The following is a 20,733-nucleotide window of genomic DNA, read 5'->3' as shown; positions in this document are numbered from 1 at the left end:
ACGACTGCACCCCGTGATATACTTCTGCCTGCGGGTGAAGACTCGTCGGGGGTGAGCTGGAGGTTCCGATGTCGCCCCGCAGCCCCCGGCAGCCCATTCTTGCCGCTTTGTTGCCTGTACTCGTTCTGGCACTCTGCTCCTGCACCGTTCTGATCGACGACGATCCTCCTCAGTCGAGACGCGTCGACGTCGTGGGCGTGGATCTCGACCCCACGACTGGCAACCCCATTCTGCGTCTACGGGAACGCGGGGGCCTGCAGCGAGAACTCCCCATATGGATCGGGGAAGCCGAAGCGCTATCGATTGCGCTCGCGACAGAGGGAATTCCGATACCTCGTCCGAACACTCACGATCTGATCGCAAGCCTGCTCGATGGACTCGACGGACAACTCTCGCGCGTGTTGGTTACGGAGCTCAGAGGTAGCACCTACTACGCAACTATCGAGATCACGGTCGACGGACAGCAGATCGAGGTGGACTCCCGACCCAGTGATGCGATCGCCGTCGCGATCCGGGCAGGCACGCCGATCTACGCGAGTGAAGAACTCTTGCGTGCGGACGATCCCATTCCCGACGATGAAGATGCGATCGATGTGCACTGGCGCTCTGCCGGGCCGCCTGCGAAAACTCCGATCCGCCGTTTCGAAAAAACACAGTCACAGCCGACTGCATAATCGCGTTCTTGCGCAGTGTCTGCCTGTGCGAAGCGAGTGCTGCACGTGTGCAGCTTGCGTATCTGCCCGAATCCGCACATGAATTGCCGTTGACGACAGGCCGTCGACGCTGGCATTATCAACTCGCTCCTGGAAGAACGAATCATTTGATTCAATTCCCCCGGGATGCGGAGGGAAGAGGGATGAACGGCCGAGAGATCGCGATCGAGTTCACCGAGATGTGGGAAGACCTCGACATCGCGGATATCAACACAATGCTCGCAAAGAACGTGAGCATGGAACTGCTTGAGTTCTTCTCTTCGTACGCTGACGAGTTTGCGGAAGTCTGCGACCGTCAAGACGCCGATGGCCACCTTCTGCGCAAACGCCTGCCCAATCTGCTCATCATCGGCTACATCATCCGCGTTCTCGAAGAACGAATCGATTAGCCCGGATTTCTTACCAAGGCGCTACTTCGACGCAGTCTCGAAGCGCGAATTCAGTTTCTCGGTAGTCCAATCGTCCAGGTCCGCCACGTAGGCACCGTTCCAGAGGTGATCGCGTACGATGGCCTTGCCCGTGACCGGATCTATCAACTCGAGAAGTGCGATGTAGACCCCGGTATTGGTCGCCCTGGCGAACTGTCCCAGTACGTCCTTGGCGCTGCTGCCATCCTTGATCTCGATCTTCCCGATCTTCTCGCCGCCGCGAATTTCCCCGCTCATGAGAACGTGACGGGTGTCGCTTTTGTGGTTCTCGTTGATCCAGCGACTGAGTTCAGGGAGGCTGCCTTCGAAAGTTCCGCCTTTGAGCTCTGAGCGCATGAAGTCACGACCCCTGAGCTTGCCGGTGTAGTGGGATCCCTCGATGCGGACCAGCCCTTCATCTATCTCCCACGAAAACGCTTCCCGGGTTGGCTGAATCCGCTTCACCATGTCGAGAGCGGCTTCGAGTTCGAATCTCTCTCCGGGATCCTTTCGGGAGGAGTAGTTCAGTCCGCCACGCAGGTCCTGCCAGACCGAGCGATCGAGTACGAGCATGGACGTCGCTGTACGCTTGCGGAGATTGGCGAGTGCGTTCAGCGTGATTCCGGGGCCCACCCTGTCGGGTATGCGGTTCGTCGAAGTCAGGCTACTCCAGGGCATGACCGAGCTGCCTACGAAGGTGGTGTTCTTCTCGGTCTTTTCCTTGACGTAGCCCGCACGCGGCATGTGCCAGCCCTGGCCTGAGTGTTCGGCGTGCCGGAGCATCAATTCCAACGAACTGGTCGTTTCGTCCTGGACTGTGAACTTGGCCTGTTTCATCGGCGCTTTTCCCTTGAGGATGCGCAGAAAGGTCCAGGGGCGCTTGTTCATGATTCGTGTGAGAAGGTCCTCGAGCGTGCCCTCAAACTCGAACGGCGGGCGGATGAACTTCTCGTCGAGAACGGTTTCCGTGCCGATCAGGATTCGCGAGCGCACGTACAGAACCCGGTCGCGGATTTCGAAGGAGAAAGCGTCTTGGGTCTCTTCCTGCAGTATCTCCAGGGCGGTCTGCAATGGGCCCGCCGGAAGATCGATATCGATGCGGTAGAGCAGGAGATCCGGGCTGCCGTCCTTGGGGCGAATCTCATCGAGCACGAGCGGTAGATCGGCATTGGCCGCCACTCTGCGCAGTGCGTAGATCAGGTCGACACCCGCGAAGCGCAACTCGCCCACCGGCCGCAAGGCCGTTTCCGAGAGTTCCGGCTGCTGAGAGCACCCAGGAGCAAGTGGAACGATGATCAGCAGCAACAAGAACAGACAGAAGCGGATTCGGCTCATAGGGTCTTCGGCGCTCCTGTGGATCTCGGAAATGGCGAGTTGCGACACAGCGGTCTCCTGGAAAGTTCTGGGCGAGCCAGTCTAACAGGCACTCCCGGTCAAGCCCAGATCTGGCAGTTCCAAATGGGCGGTGCCTTCTCGGACCCTTTGCAGCGCCTCCAGAGCCCCGTTAAGCTTCGTGTGGCAGGTTTGAAGGAGACGGTTCCCTGAGCGAAAAAGTTCATATGACCCAACGCGGGTTTGAGATGCTGAGCCAGGAGCTCAAGCATCTCAAGGGGAAGGACCGCCCCGCGATAGTCGATGAGATTCGAGTTGCGCGCGAACACGGCGATCTGTCCGAGAACGCCGAATACGATGCCGCAAAGGAAAAACAGGGCATGATCGAGGCCCGGATCCGAACGATCGAAGACCGGATCGCTCGGTCCGAAGTCGTGAAGACGGCGGACGTGGGTCTGGACCGGGTTCGTTTCGGCACCCGAGTCGTGCTCGAAGATCTGGATTCTGGCGACGAAGTCACCTACACGATCGTGGGCGAGGACGAAGCCGATATCTCCAACGGACTGCTCTCGGTCACGAGTCCAGTGGCTCGAGCGCTGATCGGCAAGGCCGTGGACGATATGATCGTAGTAAGCGTCCCAGCGGGTACTCGTGAGTACGAAGTGCGCGGTATTCTCCCGTTCACCTGAACGAGTCATGTCTGAATCCCCCGAACACACCAAGATCCTGATCGTGGGCAGTGGTCCTGCCGGTTACACAGCCGCCATCTACGCCGGGCGCGCTGAACTGGCACCTGTGGTCGTTGCGGGTACCGCGTTCGGTGGCCAGCTCATGCTGACCACCGAAGTGGAGAATTACCCGGGCTTTCCCGAAGGCATCACGGGCCCCGATTTGATGGACTTGTTCCAGAAGCAGGCCGAGCGCTTCGACGCACGCATCGTGTTCGAGGATGCGCTCGAAATCGATTTTGATACCCGGCCTTTTCGCGTGAAGACCGATAGCAAGAGTTTCACCAGCGATGCCCTGATCATCTCGACCGGAGCCACCGCGCGCTGGCTTGGTCTCGAGTCCGAAGAAGCCTTCAAGAACAAGGGTGTGTCCGCGTGTGCGACCTGCGATGGGGCACTCTATCGCGGCAAGGCCATGGTCGTGATCGGGGGCGGCGACACTGCTGTTGAGGAAGCCCTGTTTCTGACTCGCTTTGCGAGTGTCGTGCACGTCATCCACCGGCGCGACTCACTCCGAGCCAGCAAGATCATGCAGGATCGCGCTCTCGCCAATCCGAAGATTGAACTCGTCTGGGACAGTGTGCTCGAGGAAGTGCTCGGCAACGACGACGGGGTGACGGGAGTGCGAATCAAGAACGTGAAAACTGGCGACCTTTCGGAGCTGGCGGTCGAAGCCGTGTTCATTGCAATCGGCCACCAACCCAATACCGAACTGGTGGCCCACCGCCTCGCCACGCATCCCAACGGCTATCTCGCCGTGGAACCGGGCACGAGCCGGACGAACATCGAAGGTATTTTTGCGTGCGGCGATGTGATGGATGCGAACTACCGCCAGGCGATTACCGCAGCCGGAACCGGCTGTGTGGCCGCGCTCGACGCCGAGCGCTGGCTCGCGGAAAACGAGTGAGCGGGCGATCGGATCCGCGTTGAAAGTCGAGTTCGATCACCACAGCGTACTGGTGGATGGACAGCGAAAGCTGATCCGCTCGGGCTCGTTGCACTATTTTCGCTTGCCAGCGCCGGAACTCTGGAGGGATCGGCTGGCGAAGATGCGGGCGGCTGGCCTGAACGCAGTCGACCTTTACTACCCGTGGAACTACCACTCCGAGGTGCGCGGAGACTTCGACTTCAGTGGTCCGCGCGACGTCGACCTCCTGCACGACATGATCGAAGACGAGGGGCTCTATCTGATTGCGCGCCCCGGTCCCTATATCTGTGCTGAGATCGACTTTGGGGGACTGCCCGCGTGGATGTTGCGCGAGCCCTCGATCGTTCCGCGCTGTCGCAATGAACTCGGCTACAGCCATTCAGTGGAGTTCGTCAAGGCGACCAGGGAGTGGTTCGAGCAAATCGTGCCCCGCTTCGCGCATCGCTCCAATCTTCTGCTTGCGCAGATCGAGAACGAGTACTCGGTTCCGAGCGTATTCGCCGGCATCCCCCAGGATCTCTACGACCTGTTGATCCGCTGGTTCGGCTCGAAGCGCTTGGAGCGCATCGCGAACCATCCCGCGGTGCGACGTCGCATCATGGGGCGAAAGGGCGGCGTCGACGAAGTCCGCGGCCAGACCAGTAGCTATATGCGCGAACTCAGAGCGATGATGCTTGATCTGGGCGTCGACGTGCCGATTTTCCACAACGATGTGTCTCCGCGCTCAGGCCGACAAGCCGACGTCGATATTCTCTCACTCGATCGCTACCCGATCGTCGATTTCTCGAGTGATTGGCGGGATCGCAAAGACACTTTCGACGAATTTCTCAGCGATGAAGAGGATCTGGCAGCCCATCGAGAACAGAATCCGGTTTTCTACCCCGAGCTTCAGGGCGGCTGGTATGACGGCTGGGGTGGAACGGGGTACGACTTCTTTCGCGAACGACTCGGCCCCGAGGGGATCTGCAACGCGACCGTGGCCGCGCTCGCGGCACGTGCGACGCTCTGGAACTACTACGTGTTCTGCGGTGGGATCACCTGGGGCTATATGTCGAGTCCGGACGTGTACAGCTCGTACGACTACGCAGCGCCTATCACGGAGTCGGGAGGCACGGGCGTGCGCTACGAGACGGTGCATCGTCTCAACGAGTTTCTCGAGCGCTTCGAACAGGACATCGCACGCACAGACGTGCTTCCCGGACGGGGAAGGGGAGACGATGCGCACTTGATCACCCGCCAGGGTTTCGAGAACCGCTACGTTTTCCTGCGCAATCCGAATCAGACGACTTGCAAAGCTCGGCTTCCAGAGTCCGAGCGCGCGGAACTCGCGCCCTGGGAGACACAAATTCGGGTCTACGATGCAGAAGAGAAGCTCCTGGCCGTCAGCCCCGAGCCGCTTCGCTGGAAGGCTCCGACGCCCCAGTTGCCACCGGCCCTGCCGCGGCTCGAGCGCTGGAGTTTTTCTTGCGCCAGCCCCCAGATCGACCCCGCCTATGACGACGCTTCCTGGGACGAAATCCCTGCCGAAGCCGTGAAGACGGGCACGATGGACATCGACTCACTGGGTCTGCACTACGGCTTTGTCTGGTATCGGGGAGTATTCGAAGGACCGCTCGACAGACTGCGCCTCGACGCACGCCACTGCTGGGCGGTCTGGATCAATGGAGCGCTGATCGCGAGTGGTGACCAGCACCGAAACGCCCTCGGTGTCGGACCGGATGGCGCGCGAATCTCGCGCATCGGGCTGGGCGCGGCCTCTTTCTCGCAGGGCCACAATACGATTGTGATCTGCGTGGAGAGCCTGGGTCACAACAAGGGATTTGCCGACGATGGTGCGAATCCGCGCGGTATCGTGCGCATCGATACCGGACACAATCAGATCCGCTGGCGTTTCCGCGGCGGGCTCGTGCGGGGAGAACGCGGCCTGACGCCGATCGTCGCTTTCGACGGCGTAGAGCGCGTCGGAACCCGGGAAGTGATTCTGCCCCACGGCTGGCCGGGCAACCCCGAAGGTGTGGGTTTGTACGAGACGAGCTTCGAACTCGAGGGCATCGACGCGAAGAGCATGGCGCTCGGCCTCGCCTTCGATCCCGGTCGAGGGAAGGCCAATCTGTATCTGAATTCCTATCTGATCGGGCGCTACTGGCCGGAACTGGGCCCGCAGCGGCGCTTTCTTCTGCCTTGGGGGGTTCTGAGACCCGAGGGGGAGAATCACCTGGCCGTCGCACTCTGGAAGCGCAATGAGCGAGCCGCACTGGGCAAGCTGCGCCTGGAGCCGATGTAGAAGCTTGCTCGCTCAAGGGATAGACTGACGACAATGCCTTTGGACAAGGCGACTCTCGAGCGGTTGATCGAAGCTTCACCCGATATGGTGGTTGCGACGGATGCCGCCGGGAACATCGCGTATTACAACGACGGCGCGCAAAGGAACCTGGGTTTTTCGCGCGAAGAGATCATCGGGCACTTCGTGACCGAACTCTATCCGTCGCCCCAGGAAGCCAAGCGGGTCATGGCGGCCATGCGCGATCCGGGAAACGGCGGCAAGGGCGTTGCGGTCAACTTGCCGACGGTCTTCGTGGCCAAGAACAATCAGAGGATCCCCGTCGCCATCTCCGGAGTCATCCTGCTCAACGATCAGGACGAGGAGCAGGGCACGATCGGCTTTGCCAAGGACCTCACCGAGATGCAGCGCAAAGACCAGCTGGCCGTGCTTGGCGAGGTAGCGATCGGTCTTTCCCATGAGATCAACAACCCGCTCACCGTGATCACGAACCAGATCTCATTGCTAGAGAGCTATCTGCGCGATGCAGGCGGGATCGCGCAACTGGAGCGTTTAGCGAGCATCCGCCAGGAGATCGGGCGAATCGAAGGACACATCGGTCGTCTGCGGGAGATGTCCGAACAGGAAGAATACACCAGCACCGGTTACCTGGGCGGCGCGCGCATGGTCGACCTGTCGAGAGTCGATAAGCCCCTTGGACCGCTGCACGGCTACCATCTGATGGTCGTGGATGACGATACGGCTGTGCGCGAATCCGTGGTCGAGATCCTGATCGACGCAGGCGCAAGTGTGGATTCGGCAACCAATGGGCGCGAAGCGCTCCAACGGCTCGAGAATTCCGTCTACGAGCTGGTGCTCTCGGACGTGGTCATGCCCGAGATGGACGGCTACGAACTCTTGATGGCTGCTCGCAAGCTGTGTCCGAATACACAGGTCGTGTTGATGACGGCCTTCTACTTCGACAAAGACCACATCATCAAGCGAAGTCGTATGGAAGGGCTCGAGCGCGTGCTCTTCAAGAAGCCAATCAAGCCCGATCGTCTGATTCAGACTCTGAGCGAGTTGCTTACGCCGGTTGAGCCTGATCCTTCCTGACGTTGAACAACTGGCCGTCGTCGCTCTTGACGAGCCACGCGTTTTCGAACTCCTCGAGCACGGTCATTTCAGTACCCGCGCTGAAGTCGCTATTACTGACTTCCTCGCCGAGGTTGGCCTGATGGCCGAGGGTGAGATCGCTCGTGAGCTTGACTGAATCCGCCACTGGGGGGCCTCCCGCTACCTGTGAATCGTTGCCGTTATAGCGCACCGGGCACGGGTTCGTCCAAGCGGCCGGTGGGGTTCCGGCCAGAGCCACGGGAATGACCGCCTTCGGTTTGCCGCCCGAGCGAAGCGCGAGTTCTGCCTCCCTCAGAGTCGCTCCGGTGGTCGTCACGTCGTCCAGAAGCAGGATCCGCCGATTCAACCGTTCTGCCGCTTGCGTCGAGAAGCTGCCCGCGATGTTCTGACGTCGCGCACGAGGATCCAGGCCCGTCTGCGGGGCCGTCTGGCGGTTTCGCATCAAGGCCCCATCCCAGAGGGGTCGCCCGCATCGGCGGGCGAGTCTCCTCGCCAGTTCGAAGACTGGGTCACACCCCAGTTCTCTCACGCGTCCCGGATGACGCGGCACCGGGATGATTCCATCGATGGGTAGCTCGCGGACGCGCTCCACCAGCGGCTCGATCAGCACGGCCAGGGCGTCCAGCCGCCGATCGAACTTGAAGCGCCGAACGAGTACAGCGCCGGTACCGCCGTACTCAAGTGCCGTGCGCACGCCTCCGAGTTCGCGCATCGGCCTCAGGTCGGATGCGCAGGTGCCACACAACAGCCTGTCCCCCGGATATCGGGGTAGATCACAAGCCGGGCAGACGCTCGGAACTAGGAGTTCGAGGAGCCCCGATCGTTTCGCAGGAGGCATTTGCCAGTCATTTCGTCCGGGACCGGGAGATCGAGCAGGTGGCAGACGGTCGCAGCCAGATCGGCCAGACCGCCGGGTTCCAGGCGAGCTGACTCGACGTCGCGCGCCAGGTAATACAGGGGTACGGGGTTGGTCGTGTGAGCGGTTTGAGGTTTGCCATCGGCATCGATCAGCTCTTCGATATTCCCGTGGTCGGAAGTGATTAGTAGACAGCCACCCTTGGCCAGGACGGCACTGCTCACGCGATCGAGGCAGGCGGCGACGACTTCGACGGCCTGCACGCACGCAGGGATGACGCCCGTGTGTCCGACCATGTCGGGATTTGCAAAATTGATCAGAACGAACCCGTGGTCGTTTTCTTCGAGTTCCTCCAGTAGCGCGTCGGTCAACTGGACCGCACTCATCTCCGGCTTCAAGTCGTAGGTAGGCACGTCGCGCGGAGAGGGAATCAGCACGCGTTTCTCGCCGGCGAATACCTGCTCGCGGCCGCCACTGAAGAAGTAGGTGACGTGGGCGTACTTCTCGGTCTCGGCGATGCGCAATTGGGAGACACCGGAGTCTGCGATGACTTCACCCAGGCTGCGCGGAACATCGAGTGCTTCGAAGATCGCCGGAAATTCGAAGTCGTCATCGTAAAGAGTCAGGCTGGTGAATGCGCCCAGTGCAAGCGCCGGAAGTTCGAGGATCTCGGGCCCGAGAGCATCGGGCACGGCTCGCGTCAGGGCATTGCTGAGTTCGCGTGCGCGATCTGCTCGAAAGTTGAAGAAGAGCACCGCGTCGCCATCTCCGAGCGCCGGTCCGTTGGCGATCACCGATGGATCGATGAACTCGTCGCCCCGATCGCGTGCATACGCATTTTTCACGGCCTCGACGGCGCTGGCGGCCGGCTCGCCTTCGCGCAAAGTGATCGCGCGGTAGGCGCGCACGACACGCTCCCAGCGCTTGTCCCGATCCATGGCCCAGTAGCGCCCACCAAGCGTCGCGATGCATCCGTTCAACTCCGCGATGCGTGCCTCAATGGGTTCGATCCATCGCAATGCCGATCGCGGCGCTGTATCGCGTCCGTCAGTGAAGGCGTGCAGGATCGGTTGCAGGTCTTTCTGCTCACAAAGGTCGAGCAACCCGTGCAGGTGATCCATTGAACTGTGCACGCCGCCGTCGGAGATCAATCCCATCAGGTGCAGACGCCCACCCGCTTTGCGCGCCGCGTCGATCAATTCCTGCACGACGGGATTGCTGGCGAGTTCACCGGCTGCAATCGACTTCTGGATGCGCACCATGTCCTGGTCCAGGATGCGACCAGCGCCCAGCGTCATATGGCCGACTTCGGAATTCCCCATCTGTCCATCGGGAAGACCGACGGCGGCCCCCGAGGTCCCGATCTGTGTCGAGGGGTAGGCGTCAGCGATGCGTTCGAAAAACGGTGCATGGGCCAGCGCAGTGGCATCGTCAGCACCGCCGGATCCGATTCCAAAGCCGTCCACCACGACCAGGACGACGGGTCGACCCGAACTCATCAGCCGCCCGCAGCCTTCAGTTCGATTGTCTCGGCTTCACCCCAGAGGCGCTCGAGTGAGTAGAACTCACGAGCCTCCTCGCGGAACAAGTGGACCACCACATCCCCGAGGTCCACCAGGACCCAGTTGCCTGTTCGCTCGCCTTCGACGCTGAGAACCTTGGAGCCGCCCTTCTTGCAGGCCACCACCGCCGCGTCGGACAGAGTCTTGACGTGGCGTGGTGAAGTACCTGTCGCAATCACGAAAAAGCTGGTGAATGAGCACACGTCCGCCACGTCGAGAACCTGAACGTCCAGACCCTTCTTGTCAGAGATTGTCTCGGCAATCACAAGCGCCTTTTCTCTCGATTCCAATGAGCCTCCGGGGATCGGGTTTTAGCTCGTTGGGCCGCCGGGGTCCAACGATTCTTCTTCTGAGCTGTACAGGCTGTGTTTCCGCAGATAGTCGATGACTTCGTCTGGGGTCAGATAACGCACCGAGAGTCCGGCCCGGATGCGCCGTCTGATCTCACTCGCGGAAATCTGTAGAGGTGTGAACTCGATCCGGCGCAGTTCGTTTCCGGACTCGTGCATCCAGCCCGTTTCGATCTTGCGAAACGCGCGCGCGAAGCGAGTTGGCATGTGTTCCAGTGGCGACTGTGCAAAGCCCGGGCGCGAGGCGATTGCAAAACTGGCCAGTTCGAACAGGCGCTCGGGTCGATGCCATTTGTCGAGGTCGGGCAGGGTGTCGGCGCCCATCACGAACCAGAGTCGACTATCCGCGTGACGCTCTCGAAGCACCTCGAGAGTGTCGACCGTATAACTGGGTCCGTCGCGGCGCAGTTCCAGGTCGCAGGTTTCGAAGGCTGGATTCGTCCCGATTGCGAGTTCCAGCAACGCCAGTCGATGCCGGCCAGGCGCGATGTTCGAATGTTTCAAAGGCGGGTCGCCGGCAGGAATGAAGAGCAGTCGATCCAGTCCCAGAGCTTCCCGTGCCTCCTCGCCCAGGCGGAGGTGCGCCTGGTGGATCGGATTGAAGGTGCCGCCGAGGATTCCCAGGTTCACTCGCGCACGATTCCTTCGCCGAAGCCGATGAACTTCTGTGTCGTCAGTCCTTCGAGCCCCATCGGTCCGTACCAGTGCATTTTCGTGGTCGACACACCGATTTCTGCACCCAGGCCAAACTCGAAGCCGTCGGCGAAACGCGTGCTCGCATTCACCAGAACTGCCGATGAATTGACGCGGCGCACAAACGCGCGAGCCTGTGAAATGTCCTGTGTGATGATGGACTCGGTGTGATTCGAGCCGTACGTGCGTATGTGGTCGATCGCTTGGTCCATTGAGTCGACGACGCGCACCGACATGATCATGTCCAGGTACTCCGCCGACCAGTCTTCATCGTTGGCCGGTTCTGCCTGCGGGAAGATGGCGCAGGTGCGTTCGCAACCGCGAAGCCGCACGCCTTGTTCGTCGAGTGCGCCCAGCACCTGGGGCATGACCTTTTCGATCAGAGACGAGTGGATCAGGAGTGTTTCGGCCGAGTTGCACACCGATACCCGGTTGCACTTGGAATTCACCGTCACTTCGGCTGCCATCTTCGCATCCGCAAACTCGTCGAGGTATACGTGACACACGCCCTTGTAGTGTTTGATCACCGGGATGCGGGATTTCTCCGAAACGCGGCGGATCAGTGCCTCTCCGCCGCGTGGCACGACCAGGTCGATTTCTTCTTCACGCACCAGAAGCATGTCGACGATCTCGCGATCGGTCTTGGGAACCAGCTGGATCGCATCTTCGGGCACGCCACAGCTCACGGCCGCCTCGCGCAGCAGGCCTGCAATTGCGCTGTTTGAATGGATGGCTTCCGAGCCACCGCGCAAGAGCGTCGCGTTGCCGCTCTTCAAACACAGACCGGCCACATCGGCTGTCACATTGGGCCGCGATTCGTAGATCACCAGAATGACGCCCAGCGGAATGCGCATTCGACCGACCTGAAGGCCACTGGGTCGGTTCCACATTCCCGTGACTTCGCCGACCGGATCGGGAAGTGCGGCGACGTCGCGCAGACCATTGGCGATGCCCGCAATGCGTTTCGGGTCAAGCGTCAGGCGTTCGAGCAGGGGCGCCGCCAGGCCGCGTTCACGGCTGGCTTCCAGGTCCTTCTGGTTGGCCTCCAGGAGTGAGTCCACGCCCGCTTCCAGGGCGTCGGCCCCGGCGCGCAGGGCGGCGTTTTTCACGTCACTCGACAATTCCGCAACCTGGTCGGCAGCCCGGCGGGCGCGGCGACTCAGATCGTTGACCAGGGCCTCATTCATGGCTTCATGGTAGCAGGACCACCCCTTCAACCCACAGGGAATCCAGCCTCGATCAGAGCACGATCAGGTCGTTGCGGTGGATGATGGCGTTGCCATTGCAATAGCCCAAAACCGTTGAAATCCGCGAGGTTCGCTGTCCCATTATCATCTCGACTTCCGCCGATTCGTAGGCGATCAGGCCGCGGGCTACCTCCCGGCCAGCGGCTGTTACGCAGCGCACCAGGTCGCCCACGCGGAACTTTCCGGCGACTCCGACCACCCCGGCCGGGAGCAGGCTCGCGCGGCGTTCGCACAGGGCCCGGATGGCTCCGGAATCCAGCGTCAGTGTGCCCCGGGGCTTCTGCGAGAAGGCGATCCAGTGTTTGCGCGAGGAAAGCTGATTTTCGGCCGGGTGAACGAGTGTGCCGAGATCTTCACCGTCGACGATCCCGGCCAGCACGTCTGCCGCCTGTCCGTCCGCGATCACGGTCGGCACGCCAAAGCGCGCGGCGGTGCGCGCGGCTTCCAGTTTCGAGCGCATGCCACCGGTACCGAACTCGCTACCGGGTCCGCCGCTCAGCTTCAGGATCTTCGCCGTGACCTCTGAAACTTCGGCAATCCGCTCGGCGCCGTCCTTTTCTGGATGTCGATCGTGCAGGCCGTCGGTGTCGGTCAGGAGTATCAACAGATTCGCACTGCAGGTATTGACGACCAGGGCCGACAGCATGTCGTTGTCGCCAAAACGCAGTTCTTCCGTCGAAACAGTGTCGTTTTCGTTGATCAGCGGCACGATGCCGCCCGCGAGCAACTCTTCCAGTGTGTGCCGGGCATTCAGGAAACGCACCCGGTCCGCAAGTCCCACATGAGTGAGCAGGATCTGACCGATCACGTGATGCTCGCGCGCGAAGGCGCGTCCGAAGCGCCGACACAGATCGATCTGCCCGACCGCGGCGGCGGCTTGCTTCGCCGGAATTGACTTCGGTCGTTCCGCCAGACCGAGTCGCTGGGCGCCCAGGCCGACGGCGCCCGAGGCAACCAACACGACTTCGTGCCCCCGATCCATGAGCCCGACGATCTGATGCGCCAGGTCGAAGAAACGCGGCGCGTAGATCTTCCCCCTCGGCGGAGTCAGCAGGGATGTTCCTACTTTCACGACGATCCGTTTGCAGCGTTTGAGCCCGGAGCGCTTCATTGCCTTCCCACGTCGTTTGCGAGGCGCTGCATCAACACGTCGACGCCCTCACCGGTAGCGGCTGAGATCCACTGGACTTCCAGCCCGGCGGCGAGTAGATCCGCTGCGATTTCCGCGCGATCTTCCGGGTCGGGGACCAGATCCGCCTTGGTCAGGCATACGATCTCCGAGCGCTGCGCGAGTTCACTCGCGTACGCCTCGAGTTCATTGCGCAGCGCATGGTAGTCGGCAAGCGGCGAACGCTCCGCGTCGCTGCCCATCACTCCCGGCTCGGGATCCAGAAGGTGTACGAGCATGCGAGTGCGCTCGACGTGGCGTAGGAAACGATGCCCGAGTCCCGCACCTTCGTGTGCCCCGGGGATCAAGCCCGGAATATCGGCGATCACGAAGCGCGCGTCGCCGACTTCCACCATGCCCAGGTGTGGTTGCAAGGTGGTGAACGGATAGCTCGCAATACGTGGTTTTGCCTGCGAAACACGGGATACCAGGGTCGACTTCCCGGCGTTGGGAAAGCCGAGCAGGCCAACGTCGGCGAGCACCTTCAGTTCCAGTCGCAACCAGCCTTCCTGGCCGGGTTCTCCCGGTTCGGTTTTGTGGGGTGCCTGGTTGGTCGAGGTGGCAAAGCAGGCATTGCCGCGCCCGCCGTTTCCGCCGCGCGCAGCCATCCAGGTCTGCCCTTCGCTCACGAGTTCGACCAGTACTTCGCCGCGGACTTCGTCTTTTACGACGGTACCCAGCGGTAGCCGTACGATCAGGTCTTCTCCGCCGCGTCCGTTCTTGCGCGCCCCGGCTCCGTGCTTGCCGTTGTCGGCGCGGTGGAACTTTCGGTGACGCGTGTCGAGCAGCGTCGACAATCCGCCGTCGGCGGTGAACACGACCGAACCCCCGCGCCCGCCGTTTCCGCCGTCGGGTCCTCCGCGCGGAACGAACTTCTCCCGCCGAAAGGAAAGACACCCGCGTCCGCCGTCCCCAGCGCTAACGAAGACGCGGCACTCGTCAATGAAATCGGTGCCCGCCACAGTCCGATACTCCCCACCCGAACGCGCCAACAAGCGCAAGCCAGGCCGAAGGCCAAGGCCCGAAACGAACAGCGAGCCAAAGGCGAGCGACGAACCGCTGTTCGCAGCCGGCCTCCCTACGACTGGATGGTTGCGAACTTCTTCCTGCGGCTGTCGAAGTACTTGACGGTGCCGTTCTTCAGCGCGAACAGCGTGTAGTCGCGACCCATGCCCACGCCTCGGCTGGGATGGATCCTAGTACCGAGCTGGCGAACGAGGATGGAACCGGCAGATACTTCTTGACCGCCGTATACCTTCACGCCACGGCGCTGACCGTTGCTGTCCCGCCCGTTTCTCGTGCTGCCCTGACCCTTTTTGTGCGACATACTTCAGCCCTCGATCGAGTCGATCTTGATTCGTGTGTAGTGCTGGCGGTGGCCCTTGTGCAGCCGGTAGCGCTTGCGGCGCCGGAACTTGAAGATCCTGATCTTCGGTCCCTTTTCCTCGCCCTGCACGGTCGCGAGCACGCGAGCTCCTTCGACGCGCGGATTGCCGATCTTGAGGCTATCGCCTCCGACCAAGAGCACCTCGGATAGCTCGATCTGGTCGCCCGGATCGCCCTTGAGCAGTTCTACGTCGACCACGTCTCCGGGGCTGACTCGAAGCTGCTTTCCACCTGTTTTTACAACCGCATACATGGGGGGGCGGATTCTACGGGAATCGCGCGCCCGGTCAAGCCACTCCGGCTCCGGCTGGCTTTGTTCAGCCCGGGCAGAGGAACTCAGATAGGAATCCGGGGGCTTTTCGCTGCGCCAATTGGCCTCCCGCTTCCGCCGGGATCCTCAGTTTGCGCCCAGAAACCATTCGATGATGCGGCCATTCTCTTCCCGGGGATAGGTGTGGGAGAGGTTCTCGATCTCGCGGTAGACCAGCTGCGCACCGGCCTTCTCGAGTTCGTCACGCGCCATCTGGGCCACCTGGACCGGGAACATCCAGTCGAGCGCGCCGTGGGTCAGGTAGATCGATCTATTCACGGCCCTCGTCAGGTTTCCGTTGGAGAGATTCGCGGGGTGCAGGACCCCGGAAACCGGCGCCAGATTCGTGAAAATCGAGCCCTCGGCCAGCCCAGAGAAGAGCGAATAGGTGGCACCGTCGGACAGGCCGGTCAGCAAGATGCGGGTGCGGTCGATTCGCCAGGTCTCTCCGATGTGCTCGACGATCGACTTGAGGGCGGAGCCGTCGACGTCCGGGCCGTTGAACGACCACGTCGAACCGAGAGAAGTCGGTGCCAGCAATAGAAACTTGCGACTGCGAGCCTCGCGCAACCAGGTCCAGATGAAATCGCGGCCGTTTCCCGAGCCTCCGTGCAAGGCGACCACCAGCGGCCAGTCTCTCGTGCCGTCGTAGGTTTCCGGCACGTAGAACGAGAAGCCCCCGCGCTCCGAATCATCACCCGAGCCGCTGGCGTGCAGACCCACACTGATCCCTTGCCGAGGCTCCGGATCGAGTTGTTCGATCTGCTCGTGCACGTGCTTCTCCGCGAAGAAGTGCGCAAACGGCGGCGCCGCGTTGCGAAGTGGGTAAAGCGCCTCCTGGGCTCTCGCGTGCTGTCTCATCGCTTCGAGGATCCGCAGGGTGGCGTCGGGTCCGGCGGAATCGTCGCAAAACAGGTGACAGGCGCGCCCCGTACACTCGACGCAGCGGCTGAGCTGGGTGTGTACCTCGGCGATTTCGGGCGGCGGCTCGATCTGCTCGAACTCCGCTTGCGCGGCGTCGAACTGCTCGAGCACCGGGGCCATGGATTCGCGGAGCTTTGCGATGACCGGCGGATGCAGGAAGCGCATGGCTGTTTCCATGCTGGTCAGCACAGAGAGTATGGCGGGTCCGATCTTGCCCAGCACCTGACCGTATTGCTCGGGTGTCATGCTCGGATCATACGCGTTCGCTCTCTCCGACGCCGTGTTCGCGTAGTGTCAGTGCCGCACTCCTGGGCAACCCGACGACAGTAAGGCCCGCGTTCGCCAGCCCGCCGCGACAGACTCTCTTTGCAAGCGAGCGAAGACTATAGTTTAGGCCGTGAGTTGCCGACCAATTAAGCGGCAAATCCCCGGCGCGCCTCGCGCGTCTATTCATCATTCATCGAGACTCGATCGTTAGGAGTGCCATGCAGCGCACGGTCGCTTTTCTGGCTCTGATTCTCGGATTCAGCAGTACATGGGTCGTGAGCGCCCAGGATATGGGCCGCATCACTCACGTGCGTGCGGGTGGGCACCCCACTTACGACCGTCTGGTCCTGCAACTCGATCGCTCCGCGGAAGTCGTCTGGGGAGTCGAGCGGGATCCCCACGCACCGGTCATCGAAGTGGCGGCCCGCCCGGGGCGATCCAAGACATACGACACCGGATTGAGACGCATGGGCAAGTTCAACATCCGGCCGATTCCCTCGGGCACGCGAATTCGATTCGATTCGAAGCGTCGCCGTATCCGTGTGTTTACTCTCACGAATCCAGATCGCATCGTGCTCGACTTCGCGGATCCGGGCGCGCAGCCGTTCCTGGCACCCAAGGGCACAAATGTGATCGAGCCCCAGGGGCTGCCATCGCTGAGCAAACCCCCGACGCCCTCGAACCAGGCTCCACCCGCTCCGACGGCGACGCGCACAGCGCCCGTTCCGGAAGAGCCCAAGGCCAAAGCCGTCCCGAAGGTCGCGAAGCAGGCTGCTCCGGCCCCGCGAACCGCGCGGCGCTCACCCTTCGAGATGCCCTCGCGCAGTCAGATCAAGCGGGCGATCGAAGTGAAAGAGACTCAGCCGAAACCCGCCTCGCAAGCGCCCTCACCGCCTGCCTCGCCTGCTGCAAAGCCGAGTGCGAGCGCCTCGGCGGAGACGCAACCCACCTCGTCGGCAGCGAAAAAGACGTCTGCCAGCGGAACTCCCGTCGCGATCTGGTGGGGGATCGGAGCTCTCGCTCTGCTCGCCCTGCTTACGGGGGGTTATATGCTGCGCCGTGCCACAATCGAAGAGCGCACTTCACTGCCGCCAGAATTGCGTCCAGGAGAATCCATGCCGCCCGAGACGATTTCCCAGGAAGAGCTCTTCCGCTCCAATACCGGTGTCGATCTGCTCGACAAACGACTCGACGAAGAGGTTCGAGCGCGCATGCAGCTCGAGGAGCGCATGGCCAACACGAACGAAGAACTCAAAGTGCTGCGCGAGCGTCTCGCGCGGCTCGAGCGCCGGCGCGGCGCCTGATAGGGCGGTGTTCCCGCCCAGATCAGCCCGCCTCCGGGGCGAAGGCTCCGCCGGTCGCCGCGGCGCCGACCGCGCCACAGAAGCGGCCGTTTGGCAGGAATTCCGCCGGAACTGCGTACATGGCACTCACCTCTGCGATGATCTGCCGCAGGACGGGGTTTTCCCAGAGGGTGGATCCGCAGTAGAAGATCTCGCTGAAACCCTGACTGTTCGCGATCGTCCCGCAGATCAGCGCGATGTTCTCGCCGATCAACCCCATGAGTGCCGCGGCCAGGTCTTCGGGTTCCCGGGAATCGAGCTTGCCGAAGCTGGCCGCATTCAGTTCACCCGGCAGAGGGGTTTCGAGTCCGCGGTAGATGTCGCCGACCAGCAGGTCGACCTTGCGACGATCTCCTCTGCGGGCGAGTTCGGTCATCTCGGCGAAGCTCTCGACTCCCAGCAGAAGCCGGCCGAGTCCGAGCAGGGTGCCGCCGCCGAGGGCGCTGCCGCCCACACGCTGTGCGCCCGCCGGGGTGAGTCCGAGGACCGAGGTCCCGGTGCCCAGGCTGACCAGCAGATAGCGCTCGGGCAGTTGGAGCTGAGCGGCATCGGCCAGGATCGGCGCGCCCCGTGCCCAGGCTTCGAATTCGGGGACTGTCTGGACGCTTACACCCGCGATTTCGCCCAGCCGGGCCGCCCCACCTCCGGTTGCCGAGATCCGCTGGGGCTTCCAGCTCTCAATGCAGCTCCGGACGGCATCCAGATCCTGGGCCGGGAACAGCGCCGTACGCATTTCTCCGCCATTGGGAAGAACCAGCTTGCACAGGCTGGCGCCCGCATCGACACCGACCGTAGCTGTCTGGCTGGGAGTAGAATTGGACATACGCGGCGCAGAGTATCACCCTGCGGGACCGCGAGGCGAGACGGCGGATCACTGGTGAAACTGCAGCAGCGAGAACGATAGATGTACACAGGGTTCTACGGGCTGACCGAGAAGCCTTTCGCGCTCGCGCCCGACCCCCATTATCTGTTCATGGGTCAGTCGCAACGCGATGCGCTGGCTACTCTCATGTATGGGATCGAGGAGGGCTCCGGCTTCATCGAGGTGATCGGTGAGGTGGGCGCGGGCAAGACGACCCTGTGTCGCACCCTGCTGGAACGCATCGGCTCCGATGCCGAAGTCGCCTATATCTTCAATCCGAGCCCGACCGAGGTCGAGTTGCTGACCGCGATCAATCGGGAGTTCGGCCTGCACGCCGGAGCGCGCACGCGCACCGAGTTGATCGAAGAACTCAATCGCTTCCTGCTGCACAAGAACAGTCAGGGGCGACGCGTGCTGCTGGTGATCGACGAAGCCCAGAACCTGGATGCGACCGTACTCGAACAGATCCGGCTTCTGTCCAATCTGGAAACTGAGCGCGAGAAGCTGATCCAGATCATCCTGATCGGCCAGCCCGAGCTCGAGGAGAATCTGCGTCGCAGCGACCTGCGTCAGTTGCGCCAGCGCATTACCGTGCGCTGGAGCCTGCGGCCGTTGACGCGCGATGAAGTCAAACAGTACGTGGAACACCGCCTGCGCGTGGCCGGTGCGCGCGACACACACCTTTTCTCCGGTTCTGCCCTGCGCACGATGTCGCGTCTGTCTCGCGGAATTCCACGCCTGATCAATGCAATCGCCGATCGATCCCTACTGGCCGGCTACGCCAAGGAACTCGCCGTGATCGACGCGCGTACCGTGCGCAAAGTCGCGGCCGAGCTACCGGCCTCGGAGTCCATGCCCTGGCTCGCGGTTCACGGTCGCAGTCTCGTGGCGAAGGCGGCCCTGGTCTTACTGGGTCTGTTCGCCGGATGGGGTGCGTCCGTGCTCTGGGTCGGGAGCCAGGCGCCGGATCAGCGCGTTGACGCACTCCGCACCGAACCGCTGCCGGGTGCGGCGCCGGAGGTTTCGGCGAGCGAGGACAACAGCGCGAAGTCGCTTACGGAGCAGCTCCTGGCCATGAGCGTCGACGACAGTGCAGCCAGGGCGCTCGACACCCTGCTCGATGTCTGGGGTCACGAGGAGCCGGTGTCTGGCACCGTGGCGCCCAATCGCTTCCCGGAGGCGGTTCGGGAGTATTCCTCCTTGCTGGTCCACTCGACGAGATCGCGGCGCAAGCAGCTCATACAACTCGACATGCCCGCAATTCTCGAACTCGCACCGGCCGAAGGCGAGCTGCGCTACGCGGCGCTGATGGGTCTTTACGAAGACGGTTATGCGGTCATGGCGATCGGCGATAGCTGGTTCGTACTACCAGATGAAGGACTCGATCGGGTCTGGACGGGACGCACGTTCTTCCTCTGGAACAACTTCGAGTCGCTGCCATCGATGCAGCGCGGTATGCGCGGAACAGCTGTTCGCTGGATCCAGGCCCGCCTCACCGATCTGGGATACATGAGCCCGGGTGATGCTTCGGGGCGCTTCGACGAGCAAACCGAATCCGCGATCCGACGTTTCCAGATGGCGCACGCCTTGAAGACGACCGGCCAGGTTGGCACTGACACGCTGATCGGCCTGTACCAGGAACTCGACTACGACACGCCTCGTTTGATCGTGCGTGGAGGAACATCATGAGCACAATCCTGGACGCCCTGCGCAAACTGCAGACGGAGCGAGAATCGACGCTCGGTGAGCGCCAGCCCAGCTACGAGCCCATGCCGCGGCGCCAGCGCCGGAAGACGGCCCCGTTTCTCCTGGCCATCGGGCTCGGGCTCGCGGTCTTCGCGGGTGGCGGGGCCTTCTGGTTGATGCGCACCGAGGACGATTCCGGAGGTGCGGAATTCGCGCAACGCGAAAGTCTCTCCGCCGCGCTGTCTCCCAAGACTTCCGAGGGCTCGGCCCGGGTGGGATCCGCAGCGATCGAGGAACTGGATCGGGTGCTCGAGCAGAAACAGAATGCGCAGCGCGAAACGGCGGAGAGGGTCGGCCCCGGCCGCATCGCCGCCGGATCAAAGCCGGAACGGTCCGCCGAAGCTTCGCAGGTTCCCCCCGCGGTCCAGCCCGCGGTGGTGGCGAAGCGCGAGACTCCGCCGCCCGCCCCTGCGGTGGTGGCGAAGCGCAAGACTCCGCCGCCTGCACCTGCGGTGGTGGCGAAGCGCAAGACTCCGCCGCCTGCACCTGCGGTGGTGGCGAAGCGCAAGACTGC

General features: G+C 62.3%; 21 protein-coding genes. 9 read left to right on the top strand and 12 right to left on the bottom strand.

Going from position 1 to position 20,733, the window contains the following annotated elements; genetic code table 11:
- Positions 1–68 precede the first annotated feature (68 nt).
- On the top strand, positions 69–674 hold the full coding sequence (locus GY725_01475) for a bifunctional nuclease family protein (GenBank protein ID MCP4002842.1): 606 nt from the start codon (positions 69–71) through the stop codon (positions 672–674).
- Positions 675–856: 182 nt separating this feature from the next.
- A complete protein-coding gene (locus GY725_01470; protein ID MCP4002841.1) occupies positions 857–1,102 on the top strand; it encodes a hypothetical protein in 246 nt (81 codons plus the stop codon).
- 21 nt (positions 1,103–1,123) lie between these two features.
- On the opposite strand, the gene GY725_01465 is transcribed toward GY725_01470, so the two are convergent.
- The gene (locus tag GY725_01465) at positions 1,124–2,455 is read right to left on the bottom strand and encodes a hypothetical protein (GenBank protein MCP4002840.1); all 1,332 of its coding nucleotides are present in this window, start codon (positions 2,453–2,455) and stop codon (positions 1,124–1,126) included.
- Between the two features lie 224 nt (positions 2,456–2,679).
- On the opposite strand from GY725_01465, the gene greA reads away from it, so the two are divergent.
- The 4 genes from greA to GY725_01445 are packed head-to-tail and all read left to right on the top strand — an operon-like array spanning position 2,680 to position 7,484.
- Complete coding sequence (gene greA, locus GY725_01460; protein ID MCP4002839.1) at positions 2,680–3,141, top strand: transcription elongation factor GreA; 462 nt, start codon at positions 2,680–2,682, stop codon at positions 3,139–3,141.
- A 7-nt stretch (positions 3,142–3,148) separates the two neighbouring features.
- Positions 3,149–4,087, top strand: coding sequence for a thioredoxin-disulfide reductase (gene trxB / locus GY725_01455; protein ID MCP4002838.1), 939 nt, complete (start codon positions 3,149–3,151; stop codon positions 4,085–4,087).
- Positions 4,088–4,106: 19 nt separating this feature from the next.
- Positions 4,107–6,392 (top strand): hypothetical protein, encoded by a 2,286-nt coding sequence (locus tag GY725_01450; GenBank protein MCP4002837.1) that lies wholly within the window; start codon positions 4,107–4,109, stop codon positions 6,390–6,392.
- A 33-nt stretch (positions 6,393–6,425) separates the two neighbouring features.
- The gene (locus GY725_01445; protein ID MCP4002836.1) at positions 6,426–7,484 is read left to right on the top strand and encodes a response regulator; all 1,059 of its coding nucleotides are present in this window, start codon (positions 6,426–6,428) and stop codon (positions 7,482–7,484) included.
- Here GY725_01445 and GY725_01440 read toward each other — a convergent pair.
- The 10 genes from GY725_01440 to GY725_01395 all read right to left on the bottom strand — a co-directional run bounded on the left by GY725_01440 (position 7,456) and on the right by GY725_01395 (position 16,247).
- The gene (locus GY725_01440) at positions 7,456–8,217 is read right to left on the bottom strand and encodes a ComF family protein (protein MCP4002835.1); all 762 of its coding nucleotides are present in this window, start codon (positions 8,215–8,217) and stop codon (positions 7,456–7,458) included. The genes GY725_01445 and GY725_01440 overlap by 29 nt on opposite strands.
- A gap of 86 nt (positions 8,218–8,303) precedes the next feature.
- Positions 8,304–9,860 (bottom strand): 2,3-bisphosphoglycerate-independent phosphoglycerate mutase, encoded by a 1,557-nt coding sequence (locus tag GY725_01435; protein MCP4002834.1) that lies wholly within the window; start codon positions 9,858–9,860, stop codon positions 8,304–8,306.
- Positions 9,860–10,213: a ribosome silencing factor gene (gene rsfS / locus GY725_01430; GenBank protein MCP4002833.1), complete on the bottom strand. Its 354-nt coding sequence runs from the start codon at positions 10,211–10,213 to the stop codon at positions 9,860–9,862. The genes GY725_01435 and rsfS overlap by 1 nt, the downstream gene beginning before the upstream one ends.
- 21 nt (positions 10,214–10,234) lie before the next feature.
- Positions 10,235–10,903: a nicotinate (nicotinamide) nucleotide adenylyltransferase gene (nadD, locus tag GY725_01425; GenBank protein ID MCP4002832.1), complete on the bottom strand. Its 669-nt coding sequence runs from the start codon at positions 10,901–10,903 to the stop codon at positions 10,235–10,237.
- On the bottom strand, positions 10,900–12,153 hold the full coding sequence (locus GY725_01420; GenBank protein MCP4002831.1) for a glutamate-5-semialdehyde dehydrogenase: 1,254 nt from the start codon (positions 12,151–12,153) through the stop codon (positions 10,900–10,902). The genes nadD and GY725_01420 overlap by 4 nt, the downstream gene beginning before the upstream one ends.
- 52 nt (positions 12,154–12,205) lie before the next feature.
- Entirely contained in the window at positions 12,206–13,324 is a 1,119-nt protein-coding gene (gene proB, locus GY725_01415) for a glutamate 5-kinase (protein MCP4002830.1), read from the bottom strand.
- Positions 13,321–14,343, bottom strand: coding sequence for a GTPase ObgE (gene obgE, locus GY725_01410; protein MCP4002829.1), 1,023 nt, complete (start codon positions 14,341–14,343; stop codon positions 13,321–13,323). The genes proB and obgE overlap by 4 nt, the downstream gene beginning before the upstream one ends.
- Before the next feature lie 116 nt (positions 14,344–14,459).
- Positions 14,460–14,708 carry a 50S ribosomal protein L27 gene (gene rpmA / locus GY725_01405; GenBank protein ID MCP4002828.1) on the bottom strand — a complete coding sequence of 83 codons (249 nt, stop codon included), beginning with the start codon at positions 14,706–14,708 and terminating at the stop codon, positions 14,460–14,462.
- A 3-nt stretch (positions 14,709–14,711) separates the two neighbouring features.
- Positions 14,712–15,020: a 50S ribosomal protein L21 gene (gene rplU, locus GY725_01400; protein ID MCP4002827.1), complete on the bottom strand. Its 309-nt coding sequence runs from the start codon at positions 15,018–15,020 to the stop codon at positions 14,712–14,714.
- A gap of 144 nt (positions 15,021–15,164) precedes the next feature.
- Positions 15,165–16,247 (bottom strand): phospholipase, encoded by a 1,083-nt coding sequence (locus GY725_01395; GenBank protein ID MCP4002826.1) that lies wholly within the window; start codon positions 16,245–16,247, stop codon positions 15,165–15,167.
- Between the two features lie 239 nt (positions 16,248–16,486).
- On the opposite strand from GY725_01395, the gene GY725_01390 reads away from it, so the two are divergent.
- Positions 16,487–17,572 carry an AMIN domain-containing protein gene (locus GY725_01390; protein MCP4002825.1) on the top strand — a complete coding sequence of 362 codons (1,086 nt, stop codon included), beginning with the start codon at positions 16,487–16,489 and terminating at the stop codon, positions 17,570–17,572.
- Positions 17,573–17,594: 22 nt separating this feature from the next.
- Here GY725_01390 and GY725_01385 read toward each other — a convergent pair whose 3' ends face one another.
- Positions 17,595–18,434, bottom strand: a complete 840-nt coding sequence (locus GY725_01385) for a hypothetical protein (GenBank protein ID MCP4002824.1) — start codon at positions 18,432–18,434, stop codon at positions 17,595–17,597.
- Between the two features lie 81 nt (positions 18,435–18,515).
- Between GY725_01385 and GY725_01380 the strand changes: the two genes are divergently transcribed.
- Positions 18,516–20,162, top strand: a complete 1,647-nt coding sequence (locus GY725_01380; GenBank protein MCP4002823.1) for an AAA family ATPase — start codon at positions 18,516–18,518, stop codon at positions 20,160–20,162.
- Positions 20,159–20,733, top strand: a 575-nt coding sequence (locus GY725_01375) for a hypothetical protein (GenBank protein ID MCP4002822.1), incomplete at its 3' end; no start/stop codon positions are given. The genes GY725_01380 and GY725_01375, both read left to right, overlap by 4 nt.

The sequence above is a fragment of the bacterium genome (genome assembly GCA_024226335.1).
GTDB lineage: Bacteria > Myxococcota_A > UBA9160 > SZUA-336 > SZUA-336 > JAAELY01.
This window is presented reverse-complemented; position numbering and strand designations above follow the sequence as displayed.

Coding starts and splice junctions, on each gene's coding strand:
- GY725_01475 (MCP4002842.1), top strand. CDS start 69: ATGTCGCCCCGCAGCCCCCGGCAGCCCATTCTTGCCGCTTTGTTGCCT.
- GY725_01470 (MCP4002841.1), top strand. CDS start 857: ATGAACGGCCGAGAGATCGCGATCGAGTTCACCGAGATGTGGGAAGAC.
- GY725_01465 (MCP4002840.1), bottom strand. CDS start 2,455: ATGAGCCGAATCCGCTTCTGTCTGTTCTTGTTGCTGCTGATCATCGTT.
- greA (MCP4002839.1), top strand. CDS start 2,680: ATGACCCAACGCGGGTTTGAGATGCTGAGCCAGGAGCTCAAGCATCTC.
- trxB (MCP4002838.1), top strand. CDS start 3,149: ATGTCTGAATCCCCCGAACACACCAAGATCCTGATCGTGGGCAGTGGT.
- GY725_01445 (MCP4002836.1), top strand. CDS start 6,426: ATGCCTTTGGACAAGGCGACTCTCGAGCGGTTGATCGAAGCTTCACCC.
- GY725_01440 (MCP4002835.1), bottom strand. CDS start 8,217: ATGCGCGAACTCGGAGGCGTGCGCACGGCACTTGAGTACGGCGGTACC.
- GY725_01435 (MCP4002834.1), bottom strand. CDS start 9,860: ATGAGTTCGGGTCGACCCGTCGTCCTGGTCGTGGTGGACGGCTTTGGA.
- GY725_01420 (MCP4002831.1), bottom strand. CDS start 12,153: ATGAATGAGGCCCTGGTCAACGATCTGAGTCGCCGCGCCCGCCGGGCT.
- proB (MCP4002830.1), bottom strand. CDS start 13,324: ATGAAGCGCTCCGGGCTCAAACGCTGCAAACGGATCGTCGTGAAAGTA.
- rpmA (MCP4002828.1), bottom strand. CDS start 14,708: ATGTCGCACAAAAAGGGTCAGGGCAGCACGAGAAACGGGCGGGACAGC.
- rplU (MCP4002827.1), bottom strand. CDS start 15,020: ATGTATGCGGTTGTAAAAACAGGTGGAAAGCAGCTTCGAGTCAGCCCC.
- GY725_01395 (MCP4002826.1), bottom strand. CDS start 16,247: ATGACACCCGAGCAATACGGTCAGGTGCTGGGCAAGATCGGACCCGCC.
- GY725_01390 (MCP4002825.1), top strand. CDS start 16,487: ATGCAGCGCACGGTCGCTTTTCTGGCTCTGATTCTCGGATTCAGCAGT.
- GY725_01385 (MCP4002824.1), bottom strand. CDS start 18,434: ATGTCCAATTCTACTCCCAGCCAGACAGCTACGGTCGGTGTCGATGCG.
- GY725_01380 (MCP4002823.1), top strand. CDS start 18,516: ATGTACACAGGGTTCTACGGGCTGACCGAGAAGCCTTTCGCGCTCGCG.